13 protein-coding genes are annotated in these 15,420 nt (G+C 60.7%); 8 read left to right on the forward strand and 5 right to left on the reverse strand.

Annotation, left to right across the window (positions count from 1 at the left end; genetic code table 11):
• Positions 1-3: 3 nt before the first annotated feature.
• The 8 genes from ACTFO6_RS00080 (at position 4) to ACTFO6_RS00115 (ending at position 9,632) form a co-directional block, all read left to right on the forward strand.
• Complete coding sequence (locus ACTFO6_RS00080; protein WP_439932422.1) at positions 4-2,133, forward strand: HD domain-containing phosphohydrolase; 2,130 nt, start codon at positions 4-6, stop codon at positions 2,131-2,133.
• Positions 2,134-2,444: 311 nt separating this feature from the next.
• Entirely contained in the window at positions 2,445-2,876 is a 432-nt protein-coding gene (locus ACTFO6_RS00085; protein WP_439932423.1) for a pilin, read from the forward strand.
• Between the two features lie 353 nt (positions 2,877-3,229).
• Positions 3,230-4,975 (forward strand): tetratricopeptide repeat protein, encoded by a 1,746-nt coding sequence (locus tag ACTFO6_RS00090; protein WP_439932424.1) that lies wholly within the window; start codon positions 3,230-3,232, stop codon positions 4,973-4,975.
• A gap of 43 nt (positions 4,976-5,018) precedes the next feature.
• Positions 5,019-5,882, forward strand: coding sequence for a glycosyltransferase family 2 protein (locus ACTFO6_RS00095; RefSeq protein ID WP_439932425.1), 864 nt, complete (start codon positions 5,019-5,021; stop codon positions 5,880-5,882).
• Between the two features lie 22 nt (positions 5,883-5,904).
• Entirely contained in the window at positions 5,905-7,083 is a 1,179-nt protein-coding gene (locus tag ACTFO6_RS00100; RefSeq protein ID WP_439932426.1) for a glycosyltransferase family 4 protein, read from the forward strand.
• Entirely contained in the window at positions 7,080-7,994 is a 915-nt protein-coding gene (locus ACTFO6_RS00105; protein ID WP_439932427.1) for a glycosyltransferase family 2 protein, read from the forward strand. The genes ACTFO6_RS00100 and ACTFO6_RS00105 overlap by 4 nt, the downstream gene beginning before the upstream one ends.
• 25 nt (positions 7,995-8,019) lie before the next feature.
• Positions 8,020-9,045: a glycosyltransferase family 4 protein gene (locus ACTFO6_RS00110; protein WP_439932428.1), complete on the forward strand. Its 1,026-nt coding sequence runs from the start codon at positions 8,020-8,022 to the stop codon at positions 9,043-9,045.
• Positions 9,046-9,203: 158 nt separating this feature from the next.
• A complete protein-coding gene (locus ACTFO6_RS00115) occupies positions 9,204-9,632 on the forward strand; it encodes a pilin (RefSeq protein ID WP_439932429.1) in 429 nt (142 codons plus the stop codon).
• Here ACTFO6_RS00115 and ACTFO6_RS00120 read toward each other — a convergent pair whose 3' ends face one another.
• The 5 genes from ACTFO6_RS00120 to ACTFO6_RS00140 all read right to left on the reverse strand — a co-directional run bounded on the left by ACTFO6_RS00120 (position 9,633) and on the right by ACTFO6_RS00140 (position 15,388).
• Entirely contained in the window at positions 9,633-10,568 is a 936-nt protein-coding gene (locus tag ACTFO6_RS00120; RefSeq protein WP_439932430.1) for a class I SAM-dependent methyltransferase, read from the reverse strand. It lies immediately after the preceding gene.
• A gap of 95 nt (positions 10,569-10,663) precedes the next feature.
• Entirely contained in the window at positions 10,664-12,154 is a 1,491-nt protein-coding gene (locus tag ACTFO6_RS00125) for a flippase (RefSeq protein WP_439932431.1), read from the reverse strand.
• A gap of 58 nt (positions 12,155-12,212) precedes the next feature.
• The gene (locus ACTFO6_RS00130) at positions 12,213-13,436 is read right to left on the reverse strand and encodes an ABC transporter permease (protein WP_439932432.1); all 1,224 of its coding nucleotides are present in this window, start codon (positions 13,434-13,436) and stop codon (positions 12,213-12,215) included.
• 57 nt (positions 13,437-13,493) lie between these two features.
• Complete coding sequence (locus ACTFO6_RS00135; RefSeq protein WP_439932433.1) at positions 13,494-14,240, reverse strand: ABC transporter ATP-binding protein; 747 nt, start codon at positions 14,238-14,240, stop codon at positions 13,494-13,496.
• A complete protein-coding gene (locus tag ACTFO6_RS00140; protein ID WP_439932434.1) occupies positions 14,237-15,388 on the reverse strand; it encodes an efflux RND transporter periplasmic adaptor subunit in 1,152 nt (383 codons plus the stop codon). Before ACTFO6_RS00140 ends, ACTFO6_RS00135 begins: the two co-directional genes overlap by 4 nt.
• Positions 15,389-15,420: the final 32 nt, after the last annotated feature.

Consider the following 15,420-nt stretch of genomic DNA (forward strand, 5'->3'; position numbering starts at 1 on the left):
GCCGTGCACGCGCTTTCCACCAAGGACCTTCTCGCCAGGCTCGAAGAGCTGAACGCGGTCGGCTCGGCCCTCAGCAAGGAAAAGGACCTGAGCAGCCTGCTGGAGGCGATCCTGAAGGCGGCAAAGCGCATCACCCATGCCGAGGCCGGCACCCTGTACCTGATGGAGGGCGGCGAGCGCTTGCGCTTCGAGCTGGTCCATAACGACGCCCTGGGGATCGCCATGGGCGGCACGAGCGGGGTTCCTATCCCCTTCTATCCGGTGCGACTATACGACGACGCCGGGCGGCCCAACAATTCCATGGTGGTGGCGTTCGCCGCGCTGCGTGGGGAAACCGTGAATATCCCGGACGCCTACGCCGCGGAAGGTTTCGATTTTTCCGGCACCCGGAACTTCGACGCGAAAACCGGCTACCGCTCGAAGTCCTTCCTCGCGGTGCCGATGAAAAACCACGAGAAGGAGACCATCGGCGTTCTCCAGCTCATCAACGCCAAAGACCGCCTGACCGGCGAGATCGTCCCGTTTTCCGACGCGGACCGGCGCCTGGCCGAATCCCTGGCCTCCCAGGCCGCCATCGCCCTCACCAACCGGCAGCTCATCGGTCAACTGGAAAGGTTGTTCGAATCGTTTATCGGCCTAATCAACGCGGCCATCGACGAGAAGTCCCCGTATACGGCAGGCCATTGCCAGCGCGTGCCGGTGCTCACCATGATGTTCGCCGACGCGGTCTGCGCCGTCGCTGCGGGCCCGTTCAAAGATTTCACGATGACCGACGCGGACCGGTACGAGCTCAAGATCGCCGGGCTCCTGCACGACTGCGGCAAGGTCACGACCCCCGTGCACATCGTCGACAAGGCCACCAAGCTGCAGACGATCTTCGACCGCATCCATCTGATCGACACCCGGTTCGAAGTGCTCAAGCGGGACGCGGAGATCGCCATGCTGCGCCAGCTCATGGCGCTTGACACGGCCTCGTGTAATCTACTTCCCTCCTTGGAACGAGAGGGCTCCTCAGCCCGCGCAGGCCCGCGCCCCGGTGCCTCCCCAAGACCGATCCCCTCGGCTCTCACCCCTGTCCCCTCCCTTCGGGGCGAGAGGAGCTTGCCGGTAAGCTTCTCAAGCTCGCTCCTCACTCACCAGGGAGATAGGAACCCCGCTCAGAGCGCATCGAGCCATCTCTCCTCCCCCCTGGGAGGGGCATCCCCCTCCTCTTCCTCCTCCCCCCAGCGGGGGGAGGAGAACGGTCCAGTCCCTCTCTCCCTCTGGGAGAAAGTGTCGGGAGAGGACTCCCCGGGCACGGTAGGGTGCGCTTCAGCGCACCGCAGCGGCGGGAACTCGGATGAACCGGTGCGTTTCGCTTCGCTCAACACACCTGACAGAAAAGCGGGGTACGCTTCAGCGCCCCGCCCAGGTATTTCCAGCTTGTGGCTAGAAAATGCCCCTCGGGCCGAACGCCGGGCGGCCATCGAGCGGGAATGCCGGGAACGGCTGGCCCAGATCGAGGCGGATCGGGATTTCCTGAGGAAGTGCAACCTCGGGGTCGAAGCCATGCGCCCCGAGGACCAGGTACGGGTGCGGCAGATCGCATCCCGGTATACCTGGACCGACGCGACCGGAAAAGAAGTCCCGTTCCTCACGGATGACGAGGTCGAGAACCTCACCATCAAGAAAGGAACCCTTACCGCCAAGGAGCGGGAGATCATCAACCATCACATCGTGGTCACCCTCCGCATGCTGGAATCCCTGCCCTGGCCCGCCCACCTGAAGAACGTGCCCGAATATGCGGGCGGCCACCACGAGCGGGTGGACGGCAAGGGTTACCCGCGGGGGCTCACCAAGGATCGGATGTCGGTCCAGGCCCGGATGATGGCCATCGCCGACATCTTCGAGGCCCTGACGGCGGCGGACCGGCCCTACAAGCGGGGCAAGACCCTGAGCGAAGCCCTCTCCATCCTGGGGCAGTTCGCCTTGAACGGCCACATCGACCCGGACCTGTTCCAGGTCTTCGTGCGGGAGAAGGTGTATCTACGCTACGCCAAGCAATTCCTGGAGCCCGAGCAGATCGACGAGGTGGACGAGGCTCAAATCCCCGGCTACGACCCGCGGGCTTTTGAGCCTAGCGACCGAAAGTGACGAAGAGCGTCAGTTTTTGCCTGCGCCCGGGGTGTCCCCAAAGCCCAAAGGCGCCTTTCGGTGCGCTTAACCGAGGCCTTATCGGGCGTTGCATAACCGGTCGAGGCAGATTCTCGCGCTCAGACCGGCCCTCCCCAGCCCCTCTCCCGGGGAGCGCAACAGCGCGGGAGAGGGGGGGGTTCGCGGGTCTTCCATCAACCAATGTAAAAAAAGATGAACACGGAGAGGCCCCCGGACGGCTTGGCATGCGCCTTGCTCCACCGAGGCTGGGAGTGTGTCCCTTGGGTCTTATCGGTGAAAAGGAGCGTTTTATGAAACAGTTGCAAAAAGGTTTCACGTTGATCGAACTGATGATCGTGGTGGCGATTATCGGCATTCTGGCCGCCATCGCGATCCCGGCGTATCAGGACTATACCGCCCGGGCGCAAATGTCCGAGGCGGTGGAGCTCATGGCGGGCGGCAAGACGCCGCTGGCCGAGTGGTACGCCGATAAGGGGGTGTGGCCGAGCGCTGCCGCGTCGGTCATGAATACCCTTAGTGGCAAGTACGTAAGTACTGTTGCGATTACGACTGGTGCTGCCGGCACTGGTCAGCTTGTCCTGACGGCCACGATGAAGAACACGGGGGTCAACACGGCAATTCAGGGCAAGACCGCAACGCTCGAGACGACAAATGGTGGCAGAACCTGGATCTGCGCCCCTGGAACGGTTGACGCCAAGTACTTGCCCGCCTCGTGCCGGTAATTGAATCTAACTGGAACAGCCTGCTTGACATACCGAGCAGGCTGTTTTCTTCTGTACAGTCACTTCTTGAAAAATGGATGGCCGGTTGTCGTTCTTGAGAGCGATGACGATGGCGGTGAATTTCCTGATCGATGATGACCAGCTTGCTTAGTTTGGCTCGTTCTGTGGTTGGATCCTCATTACGGTCAGCAGCGGTTAGGGGCGAGCTATTCGCGGGGACGGCTTTTATAGTCGTTCTTCTTTTCGCCGCGTTCCTCCATTGGCCAGGGCTAAAGGGAGATTTTCTTCTCGACGATTATCAGAACCTACGCTTCTTGGAGCGGGTGTCTTCCCTGTCGCCCCAGGAGTGGCTCATGCCCGTCTTGTCGGGCATCACCGGCGGCCCAGGGCGCCCCGTGTCCCTTGCCAGCTTTGCGCTTCAGTACGCCGACTGGCCCCGGAATGTGGTTGCCTTTAAGTATGTCAACGTCTTGCTTCATCTGCTAAACGGATGCCTCCTGTTCTGGCTTTGGCTGAAGCTGGGCCGGTTGGCCGGTATCTCTGAGCGGCGCAATCTCCTGATCGGCCTCATCGCGGCAAGCATCTGGCTGTTGCATCCGCTCCTGGTGTCCACGACCTTATACGTCGTCCAGCGCATGACACAGTTGTCGGCCTTGTTCACGCTGGCAGGGCTTCTCCTATACCTCTACGGACGGGAATGTCATCGCGCTGGAGCTTGGCGTTCAGGATACTTGTGGACTTCCCTAGGAATCGGTCTGTTCGGCTTGTTGGCCACGCTGAGCAAGGAAAACGGAATCTTGATCTGCGCTTTGGCGCTGGCACTGGAAGGGACCCTGCTGCGGAACCTTCCGTCGCCTCCCGGCTGGCGAGCCTGGAAGTTTATTTTCCTGTACGGACCCCTCGTCCTCCTTGCGCTGGTGGTGGCTTGGCGGTTCGATACGATGGTGCTCGGACCTTATGCCATCCGGGACTTCACGCTCGTCGAGCGCCTGATGACCCAGGCCAGGGTGCTCGTGGAGTACCTAGGCCTGGTCGTCGCGCCCGTCCCGAGCGCACTCGGGCTATACCATGATGACTACGCCGCCTCCAGGGGGTTGTTTGCACCGGCCACCACCTTCTGGTCCGGCCTCTTGATCGTGAGTCTCCTTGTTCTTGCCTTCGCCGCGAGGGGTCGTGCCCCCGTGTTGGCGTTTGGCCTGCTCTGGTTCTTCATCGGTCACTTGCTGGAATCCACGATATTCCCCCTGGAACTTTACTTCGAGCACCGGAACTACTTGCCCATGGCAGGGCTTGTCTTCGCCCTGAGTTTTTATGGAGTTGCCCTGACGGAGAAGATCAAGTCTGCTTCGGTAAAGCGAGTACTCCGCCTGTTTCCTGTTTTGTATCTCTCGATACTCGCGGCTGTCTCGTTTAACGAGATCCGACTCTGGGGCGATCCGATCAGGCAAGCGTATACCTGGGCACGGGAAAAACCTGATTCTCGTCGGGCTCAGGAGCGCTTGGCGAGCGTTTGGCAAGCTCTTAGTGAATACGAGCGGGCGGCAGCCGTGTACCGCGGGATTGCAGAGATCCACCCACTGGATGTCGGGGCGTATCTGGGCTGGTTAAGTCTTGGGTGCTTTAACGATATGGTCTCCTTGCCAGACCGCGATACCCTTTTCGCGCGGCTGGAGAAGGCCTCGTTTTCAAATGCGCCTATCGCTTCGTTAGATGTCATCGTTACAGAAAAAGAGAAAAGAGGGTGCGCGCGGGTCAATGACGAGTATGTATTCGAAATCATCAATGGGCTGGAAGCCAATCCTGCGTACAAACCTCATCTAACGAACCTGGGTTTTCTGGCGGGAAGGTTGCACGCGACTAATGGCAATCTTGATAAAGCAATCAAATCGCTCGACGCAGCATATGCAGCCCAACCCCGGGTCGACATCGCTTATATCCAGGCAGGGTGGCTGGCGAGCGCAGGCCTTAGGGACGAAGCACTGCACTACCTGAAACAGGCTCGGCAAGCGACGAGCCCGTTGCCCCTCAAACGGAGTCTACAACTGGCAAACATCGCTGCCTTGGAGCGAGCTATTCTTCGAGACAAAGGGGCGCCCTAGGCGGCATAATCCAGGTGTGGCGGCCACAGCAAAAAGCACACCTATGGATCCGAAGACCGTCAGCATCATTATCCCTGCGCGCAACGAAGCGGCGAGCCTGGAAACTCTTCTTCCGGCGCTTCGCCAACGCTACCCAGAATCCGAGATCCTGCTGGTGGACGACGCGTCGGAAGACGAGACGCCGGACCTTTGTCGGCGCTACGGGGTCAATCGGGTCGCTCACCCTTACCGTCTAGGCAACGGCGCTGCGGTCAAAACGGGCGCTCGGGCGGCGCGGGGAGAAATCCTGGTCTTCATGGACGCCGACGGACAGCACCGCCCGGAAGACATTCCCAGGCTGCTGGAGAAGCTGGAGGAGGGTTACGACATGGTGGTCGGGGCCCGGGACGGAAGCTCCCAGGCTGGAGCCCATCGTGCGGTCGCCAACGGGTTTTACAATCGCCTGGCGAGTTGGATGGTGGGCCAGCGGGTGGCGGACTTGACCTCAGGCTTCCGCGCCGTAAGGGCCAATAAGTTTCGCAGATTTCTGTACCTACTGCCGAACGGTTTTTCCTATCCTACCACCATCACCATGAGCTTCTTCCGGGCGGGTTATCCTGTGGCCTACGTGCCCATCGTGGCACCGCCACGTATCGGGAAAAGCCATCTGCGCTTATTCCGGGACGGGATCCGGTTTTTGCTCATCATTTTCAAAATCGGCACGCTTTATTCACCATTGAAACTCTTTGTCCCGGTGAGCGCTTTCTTCTTTCTAACCGGGTTAGGGTACTACCTCTACACCTATTTGAGTTTCCATCGCTTCACCAACATGTCAGCGCTATTGTTCATTACGTCGATTTTGGTTTTTCTCATGGGACTCGTCTCGGAACAGATCACGAACTTGAACTACAAAGACAGTGACCGCTGAGACCGCTCGCCGACGCGTCCTGGTGCTCACCTCGACGTTCCCGCGCTGGGAAGGGGATCACGAGCCGCCGTTTGTCTATGAGCTTTGCCGCCGACTCGTAACCCGTTTCGACGTCTTGGTGTTGGCTCCTCACGCTCCAGGAGCGAAGCGACGAGAAACCATGGGTGGCGTCGAGGTGGTGCGTTTTCGCTATTTTTTTCCCCGCTGGCAGAATCTGGCGTATGAGGGAGGTATCCTGGCGAAACTGCGCCAGAACAGATGGCGTTATCTACAAGTGCCTTTCTTTTTTCTCTTTCAATTGCTTGCCTTGATTCGCATTCTGGGCAAGAGGAAATTCAACGTTATCCATGCCCATTGGTTGATACCCCAGGGGTTGGTAGCAATATGGGCGCTGCTCCTGCGCAAAGGGCCCAGGTTGCTCTGTACGTCCCACGGAGCAGATCTCTACGGTTTGCGAGGAGTATGGCTCGACCGCCCGAAACGGGCGATTATCAAGCGGACGGCTGCGTTGACGGTGGTAAGCCGGGTAATGGCAGAACTGGCAGTGAGGCTCGGAGCCAAGGCCGAGTCCCTGCACGTCATTTCCATGGGTGTCGACGCTCAAACGCTATTTACACCGGCAAGGCGCGGTGAGAGAAGGGATCACGAGCTTTTGTTCGTGGGGCGATTGGTCGAAAAGAAAGGTTTGACCTACCTGCTCGGCGCTCTGCCTGCCATCCTGGCCAGACACCCCCGTGCAAGCTTGTCCATCGCGGGCAGCGGCCCGGAGGAAGAACGCCTTCGGTTCCTAGCCGACAAGTTGGGAATTTCCGATCGTGTGACTTTTCTCGGGCCGATTCCAAACCCGGAGCTTCCTCACCTGTATCGCCGTGCGGCCGTGTTTATCGCGCCGTCGATCGTTGCGGAGAGCGGGGATCAAGAAGGGCTTGGACTAGTCCTCGCGGAGGCCCTGGCGTGCGAATGTCCCGTCGTGGCCTCCGACCTTCCGGCCATTCGCGATGTGGTCATCGATGGGGTTACCGGTCTGACGGCACGCGAGCGAAACAGCGCCGATCTTGCCTCAAAGGTGATCGCATTATTGGACAATCCCGATCTTCGCAAGCGCCTTGCTGAAGAAGGGAGGCGGCACGTTCTGGCGCGATTTGACTGGGAAGTAGTGGCCGACCGCTATGCTCGACTGATCGAGGCGCTTGCTCAGTGATCTCGACTGGAAATGTGAGTTCAAGCCGAAGCAGCCAGGGGAAGGTTTGCGCCATCGTCCTGGATTACCGCGGTGCGCAGAAGACCGCCAAATGTTTACGCTCGCTGGTCGGCCATGGAATAGATCAGATCATCGTCGTCGATAATTCAGCCGATGCTAAAGCATCGCGGGAATTGTCGGATGTGCTTGAGACGATATGTCGTGAAGACCCAGAATTTACCATTCGCCTGCTTACGCCAGAAGAAAATCTGGGATTCGCAAAAGGGATGAACTTTGCTTTGCAGCACGCTGCGCACAGTGACACGCTATATGACTACTATCTTCTGATCAATAACGATGCGGAGGCAACTCCCAACCTGATTTCCCAGCTCAAGCGAGCACTCGACAGTGATCCACAACTTTGCCTGGTCGCCCCCTCCATTTTCTCGGTATCGGGTAAGCAACAAGCCCTGGTGTGGTATCACCGTTACTTTGGCCTTCTCACAGAGCGCAGGACACCGCTTGCCTTTCCTTACCTTACTGGCTGCTGTCTGATGTTCAGGAGAAATCTTGCTGGCTCTGGAAAGCTTTTTGATGAGGATTTTTTCATGTACGGCGAGGATGCGGCGCTTGGATGGCAATTGTCGAGAGCAGGGAAAGAAATGAGGTGTCTCCGAGACGCCCTTGTCCAGCATGAAGGTGGAGCTTCCTCCTCCAAAGCGGGATTGTTTTACGAATATCATCTGGTCCGAGCGCACTTGTTGCTAGCGCTAAAGACGTGGCGATCGCCCGTCGAAATCCCATTCATGGTGCTGTGCAAGCTCCTAGCTCTGGCTGCCCGAGCCTTCATACGATGTGTCCGGTACCGGAGCGCTATACCCCTCTACGCCTACGTGTTGTCCTGGCTACCGCTCAAGGTTCGAACTCCGTAATGAAATCGAGCGGAAAGACGGTTGAATGAAAACATGGTTTCCGGCGATCCGGGCGGGTTCGGGGGCCGACGTGTATACAATCCGGCTTGCCGAAGCGCTCAGGAAACGCGATGTCCGAGCGGAAATCCGATGGTATTGGAGATGGCTCGAGCTTGCTCCATTTCTCCTGCGTCCAACACGTGTCCCGCCGGATGTTGATGTGGTGGTGGCCAATTCTTGGAATGGCCACGCATTTAAACGACGCGGAATTCCTCTCGTCATCGTCGAGCATCACTGCGTTTTGGACCCCCTTTATCGACCTTACGTGTCGCTCCCGCAATACCTGTATCATCGGGCGCTGATCAAACCCTACGAGCGCGCGTCCCTGGCAAGGGCGGATGCCGTTGTAGCCGTCAGCGAGTTTACCGCTAACGGCTTGAGAGCGTTCCTGGGATTCGAGCGGGTGCGCGTCATCCATAACTGGATCGACGTAGGGAAATTCAAGCCGAGAACCCCATCTGAAGCAGAAGGGAGAAGACGCCCTTTCCGTCTGCTATATGTGGGAAACCTCTCGCGGCGAAAAGGCGCGGACCTGCTGGCGCCTATCATGCAAGCGCTGGGGAGGGATTTCGAGCTTTTTTACACTACCGGGCTGAGATCTGGCATCAGGGCAAATTCGCCATCCAACATGACTTTCCTGGGGAGGTTGGAGGAGGAAAGGCTGATCGAGATCTACCAGGATTGCGACGCGTTGCTATTTCCTTCCCGTTTCGAGGGATTTGGATATGCAGCTCTGGAAGCCATGGCGTGCGGGAAACCGGTGATCGCCTCTAATTCCAGCTCTCTGCCGGAGGTGGTGGAGGACGGAGCATGCGGGATTTTATGCGAGCCAGACAATGTGAATGCGTTCGCCCAGGCCTGCAGAAGGCTGGCGGAGGACCCGGCGCTGCGCAGGCGCATGGGCGAGGCAGCGCGCGAACGGGCTGTCAGGCTGTTTTCGGAAGAAGCGATCATGCCAAAGTATATTCAACTGTTCGAGGAACTTTCCGGGAAGGGGCCTGTAAGGCACTGATCCGCTTGGCTGCACTTTGTGCTGCCTTTGGGACGCAATCCAGGGTGGTCGCCCCACTTTGTTAAGCTTTCTTAACTGGCACGGGCCTTGCCTTAAGATTGGTAAGTCTGTGTTTTGACAGGGTTTGGAACTCGGAAGCTGACGCGGAGGGGCAAAACATGTCTCGGGGGGTAAAAGGTTTCACCTTGATCGAGTTGATGATCGTGGTGGCGATCATCGGGATTCTGGCCGCAGTGGCAATCCCCGCGTATCGGGATTATCACGCGAGGGCGCAAGTGTCTGAAGCCATTGTGCTTACTGGCGCCGTGCGCGGGCCGCTTGCGGAATTTTATTCAGACATGGGGCGGTGGCCCATCGCCGCGAGCTCGGTGATCGAGACCGCGGCAGGGAAATACGTGGAAAAGGTGGAGCTCGTGGGGGCGACGGGTGCCACGGGGACCATCGAGGTGGTGGCGACAATGCGCACGACTGATGTGGCGCCGGAAATTTCCGGACGGACGCTGGTCATGACGAGCGACGATGGGAGAACCTGGGCTTGTTACAGCGGGAGCATCCCGCAACTGTATCGCCCCCAGGCGTGCAAGTAATTATTTCCAAGCGATCATAACGATCTCTTCACCCACGTCCGGCTGCACAAGACCAGCGCCTAGTTCGGTAAGTTGGAAGGCAATCGCCATTGCACGGTCATGCGCATTTGGTTTGGACGATGCAAGTTTTCGGCGAATGGCTTGGCTGGCGACATAGATTTCCTGAGCACCCCGGCTGGTAATGAACAGTTTCGTGCGGCTAAAGCCGACCTTCTCAATTAGTGAATGCAGGGCGGGTGCTGTAAATACTTGTAGGTGGCGAGGAGGCTCCAGGCCCCTCCAATCCGATTTGAACACTCTATGACCAAGGCTTTGGGCATTGGGTGTCGCGACCGTGATCTGTCCCCGGTCTCGTACAATCCGGTGGCACTCGCGAAGCAACCCTTCCGGATTATGAATATGCTCGATAACATGGCTCATGACAACGGCGTCAAAGAAGTTGTCCGGATAGCGCTGGTCCTGCAACGTTCCCCATCGAACTTCCAACCCTTTTTCGCGGGCGCGATCGATGGCGCGAGAGTCGAAGTCCACGCCCTGAACGATCCAACCAAGGGATTTCAGGAATTCAAGAAGCTTGCCGCTGCCGCAACCTATTTCCAACAGCCTGCCGCCCGGTTTATGGGGAAGATACATCACATCGAAGTCCAGGCTTGCACGGCGGGTGGGATGCAATCGGATCAATAGCCCGAGAAGACCTTCGACCATTTTGTTCCCATTAAAGGGATATCCATATCGCTGGGCCAAATATCCGGATCTGGCCGAGTCGAAGACCTTTTGCAGGCGCGGATTTCTGTGCCGCTTCTTTTCGGCATGGGTGTAATACGCCTGGTACGCACGACCGATGTCCTCCGGAAAAGGCATTGGATCCAGCCACAACACCCCGCAAGCTGGATCGGCGCAGCGCCTCACGCCCCATTTACCGGGGGTGCCGAACAATCGATCTTCCAGACCGCGGTACAGGACGGCGCCTTCCGTACCACATAGAAAACAGCGTGGAGCGGGATAAGCTCTGATCTGCACATCCGGAGCCGTCATGGCTTGGTGTTGGAATGCAAGAACAAGCCGAGCACCACCGCTCGTTCGTCGGCCGAGAAACACCGTAACCAGCACCAGGCGAGCAGCACGGGCAAACCTACGCCTAAAAATCCAAGCTTTGCGAGGGCGTTTTCCAGGGCTGCCCCCATGGCGATCACGATGCCTGCCAGAAAGGGCAGCAGCCATGCCTGGTTTACGCGAGGTAGCGTTTCGACGGAAATGAGATTCGCGGATGCATAAAAAAGCAATGCCGCATCCACTATCACCCTCCCGGTCCATGCGAGCGCGGCACCCGTGACCCCATAGGCGGGGACCAGCCATCCCAGGGCGGCCAGGTAGAAGGGCAGTTCGGCGAGATGAAACTTGGCCGTAAGATCGGGTCTTCCCGCGCCCTGCACCAAGGCGTAGGCGATCTGCGCCAGGCTGTTAATCAGGACGCCCACCGCGAGGATTTGAAAGACGCGGTAGCTGTTCCGCGCGAACTCGGCGCCGATCCACAGCGCCAGGGCTTCATGGGAGAAGGTCACGAGCACTAGGGTGATGGGGAAAAGGGCGATGAAGGCGTACTTGGTCCCTTGACCGAAAAGTCTTGCCGTCCGTTCGCGGTCCCGATTGAAGGAAGCGGAGAACGCCGGATAAAGCACCGCGGCCAGCGCACCCGGGATAAGCCATAGTTTGGTGACGACCTCGTAAGGCGTGACGTAATACGCCACCGCGGTCAAGGAGATGACGCTGCCGATGACGAAGCGGTCCATGTAGACCATGATAGGGCCGATCACGCTCGAAACCGCCATCCAGCCGCCGATCCTGAGAAGCGCCGCGGCGGCGCGACCTTGCAGCGCCAAGCCCCGCGATGCTGCCGGAAATAGGCGTGCGGACGAGATGAAGTACGCAATCCACGCCACGATGCGGCCAGCCGCGAGCGCCGTCGCGATTGCGGTGAGGCTCACGGACACCGCTAGGACGGCAAGCGGCCCGATGAACGTGACCGCGCCCATTCCGACCTGGATGGCGTTGCTGGTCCCGAAGCGCTGCTGGCCTTCCAACACGCCTTTGAAAGTGGCGGAAGTGGTGACGAGGGGAAGGCTTGCGGCGAGGATGTACAAGGCGGAGCGGGTTTCCTGCGCCAGTTCGGGAGGCATGCTCAACGTGCTGGTGACCAGCCACGGCGTTACGGCGGCGAGCAGCAGCGCTGCCGCGACGCCGAGCGAGCCCGTCAGTATCAGGGCCGTGTCGATGAAGGCGGGCACCTGATCGGTCTCGCCCGCTGCGCTTTTCTCCGCCACGACCTTGATGAGTGCCCGGCTGATGCCCAGGTCGAACAGGCTGAAATAGCCGATGACCGCCCAAAGAAGCGTCAGTGCGCCAAACCGATCGGTTCCGAGCTGCTGGATCAGCAGGGGGAAGGCGAGGAGCGCCAGGAACAGAGGCACCCCTTGTCCGATCAAGTTGTAGAGCGTGTTCCGGGCTAGGCGATGGGCGTTCACGGAAACGAATGGTGGCCGTTCAGTGACCCGGTAGGCAGACCAAGAGAAGCGCAGCGGCTCACTCGTGCCGCAACGCTTCCACCGGCTGGAGGCTCGCCGCCTTTTGCGCCGGGTAAAAACCGAAAAAGACACCGATACCGGCGGCGAAGCCGAACGAGAGGGCAATGGCGCTCAGGCTGACCACCACGGTCATACCGGCGGTCTCGCTCAGCATCCATGCGATGGCTATCCCCAAAGCTACCCCTGCGAGACCCCCAACGGTACAGATCAAGACCGCTTCTAGCAAGAACTGGGCCAGAATGTCCCGGCGCCGGGCCCCGACCGCCATGCGAATGCCGATCTCCCGCGTGCGCTCGGTCACGGACACCAGCATGATGTTCATGATGCCGATGCCGCCGACGACCAGCGAAATGGAGGCGATCGCTCCCAAGGTGAGGGACAAGATGCGCGCCGACAAGGCCGCGGTCTCGGCCACGGCCGAAAGATTGCGCACGGTGAAGTCGTCCTCCTGGCCTGGCGCGACGCGGCGGCGCTGGCGCAGGAGGCTGCGGATTTCTTCCTGCGCTTGCTCCATGACCTCGGCCGAGCGGGCCTGGACCACCAGGAAACGGACGGCTCCGGGCACTGACATGCCGAAGAGCTGGCGCTGGGCGGTGGTGAGCGGCACATGAACGGTATCGTCCTGGTCGCGCCCGTCCAGATTCTGGCCTTTCGGGGAGAGCACCCCCACCACGACGAAGGGGAGGTCGCGGATACGGATGGTTTTGCCCACCGGGTTCTCAGCGCCGAAAAGGTTTTCAGCCACCACCTTTCCGAGAACGGCAACCCGTGCCGCTGAGCGCACCTCGGCTTCGGTGAATCCATCCCCTAGCTCGATGCCCCAGCCGCGGATGCGCCAGAAAGTCGGAAGGACGCCGTAGACGTTGGTGCCCCAGTTGTTGGGGCCGTACACGATCTGCAGCGCGCCGCTGTGCATGGGGGCGACCTCCGCGATGTCCGGCAGGGCGGCGATCGCCTCGGCGTCGGCGACGGTGAGGGGGCCGGCGGTCCCGGCGCCCAGGCGCACGCCCCCCTGGGTGGTGGCCCCGGGCACCACCACGATCAGGTTGCTTCCCATGCTGGCGATGGCCTGGTTGACCGTGGTCTGGGTGCCCTGGCCGATGGCCAGCATGAGCACCACGGAGGCGACCCCGATCACCATGCCCAGCATGGTGAGCGCCGCCCGCAGGCGGTTCTGGCCGAGGGCGCGCCAGCTCTCAGCGGCGAGGGCTAGGAAATGCATAATCTTGTGGTTAAATCCCCATGCAATAACCCGTTTTCGTCGTTCATATTTCGTCGTTCATAGGGATGAATTCATGATCAATCCGTGTTCATCCTGCGTTTCCATTCGTGGCTTGCTTACGTCCTGTACGATCCGCCCGTCCAGGAAGCGCACCAGGCGCCGGGCGCAGGCCGCGATGTCGGATTCATGGGTCACCAGCACGACGGTGATGCCGCGGGTTTGATTGAGCTCCGTGAGCAATGCCATGATGGCGGCGCTGGTGTGGGTGTCCAGGTTCCCGGTCGGCTCGTCGGCCAAGAGCAGTTGAGGATCGTTGATCAGGGCGCGGGCGATGGCGATGCGCTGCTGCTGGCCGCCCGACATCTGGTTGGGCAGAGACTCGGCGAAGCGGCCGAGGTCCATGCGTTCCAGCAGTTCGCGGGCGCGGCGGCGGCGCTCGGCGAGGCGCAGGCCGGCGTAGAGCAGGGGCAGCGCCACGTTGTCCACGGCATTCACGCGCGGGAGGAGGTTAAAGCCTTGGAACACGAAGCCGATGGTGCGGTTGCGCAGCCGCGCCAGGGCGTCCGGGCTCAACCTGGACGTATCGCGGCCGTCGAGGAAGTACCGGCCCGCGGTGGGGACGTCGAGACAGCCCAGGATGTTCATGAGGGTCGATTTGCCCGAGCCCGACGGGCCCATGATGGCGACGAACTCGCCGTGCCGGATCGTCAGGTCCACGCCCTGGAGGGCCGGGCGCTCGTCCGCCGCCGCGGGGTAGCGCTTGACGATGCCCTCCAGGCGCACGAGGAGCTCGCTTGCGCTCATAGGCGGAAGCGGAACAGGGGACCGCTCGTCTCCGGGCGGCGCTCGGTGCGCGCCTGGCGGACGACGATGGTGTCCCCCGCCTTGAGCTCGCCGCTCACCACTTCGGTATAGTTGCCGTCGCTGAGCCCGGTGCGGATCCGCACGGGCACGAGGTGCTTGCCTTGCTCCAGGCGGTAGACCGTCTTGGTGCCGGGAGGCTCGGGACGCTGGGGGCGCGCCGGCTGGGCTTCCCGCTCGCCCTGGGGGACGAAGCGCAACGCCGCGTTGGGAACGCGCAGGGCGTTTTCCCGCGTGCGCAGCGTGATGTACACGTGGGCGGTCATGCCGGGCAGGAGGATGCCGTCCGGGTTGTCCGCCGTGACCACCACGTTGTAGGTCACCACGTTCTGCTGCACCGTGGGGTTGAGGCGTATCTGGTTGACCGTGCCGACGAAGGTGCGCTCGGGAAACGCATCCACGGTGAAGCGCACCCGCTGGCCGATCTGGATGGCGCCCACGTCGGCTTCCGCCACCGCCGCGTAGATCTGCATCTGCTTCAGGTCCTTGGCGATCTGGAACAGGGTGGGGGTTTGGAAGCTGGCGGCTACGGTCTGGCCCACGTCCACGTTGCGGGCGACCACGATCCCCGAGATGGGGGAGCGGATCACGGAATAGCGCAGGTTGACCTGCTCCCGCTCGAGCTGGGCCCGGGCCGCCGCCACCTGGGCTTCGGCGGCTTCGGTTTCCTTGACCGCGTCGTCCAACTGAGCCTGGTGCACGAAACCCTTGGCCACCAGTTCCCGGGTGCGGCGCTCCTTGACCTGGGCGAGCCGGAGGTTCGCCTCGGCGCTAGCCAGGTCGGCCCGGCGCTGGGCGATGGCGGCCTGGATGAGGGCCGGGTCCAGCTCGGCCAGGACTTGGCCGGCCTTCACCTGATCGTTGAAGTCGACGTGAATCTTGTGGACCGTGCCCGAGATCTGGGTGCCCACGTTGACCAGGATCACCGGGTTCAAGGTACCGTTGGCGGCGATGGTCTGGACGATGTCGCCCCGGTCCACGGTGGCGGTCACATAGGGCGGACGATCGTTGACGCGGTTGAGGTACTCCCAGCCGCCGGCGGCCGCGGCCAACGCCAGGGCCGCGACGAAAAGAACCGCTTTGATCCGCATCGAACTCCGGCGCCGGGATGAATGGCCCGCAC

The sequence above is a fragment of the Pelomicrobium sp. G1 genome, assembly GCF_051905455.1.
GTDB lineage: Bacteria > Pseudomonadota > Gammaproteobacteria > Burkholderiales > UBA6910 > Pelomicrobium.

Coding starts and splice junctions, on each gene's coding strand:
- ACTFO6_RS00085 (WP_439932423.1), top strand. CDS start 2,445: ATGAAACAGTTGCAAAAAGGTTTCACGTTGATCGAACTGATGATCGTG.
- ACTFO6_RS00090 (WP_439932424.1), top strand. CDS start 3,230: ATGCCCGTCTTGTCGGGCATCACCGGCGGCCCAGGGCGCCCCGTGTCC.
- ACTFO6_RS00095 (WP_439932425.1), top strand. CDS start 5,019: ATGGATCCGAAGACCGTCAGCATCATTATCCCTGCGCGCAACGAAGCG.
- ACTFO6_RS00110 (WP_439932428.1), top strand. CDS start 8,020: ATGAAAACATGGTTTCCGGCGATCCGGGCGGGTTCGGGGGCCGACGTG.
- ACTFO6_RS00115 (WP_439932429.1), top strand. CDS start 9,204: ATGTCTCGGGGGGTAAAAGGTTTCACCTTGATCGAGTTGATGATCGTG.
- ACTFO6_RS00130 (WP_439932432.1), bottom strand. CDS start 13,436: ATGCATTTCCTAGCCCTCGCCGCTGAGAGCTGGCGCGCCCTCGGCCAG.
- ACTFO6_RS00135 (WP_439932433.1), bottom strand. CDS start 14,240: ATGAGCGCAAGCGAGCTCCTCGTGCGCCTGGAGGGCATCGTCAAGCGC.
- ACTFO6_RS00140 (WP_439932434.1), bottom strand. CDS start 15,388: ATGCGGATCAAAGCGGTTCTTTTCGTCGCGGCCCTGGCGTTGGCCGCG.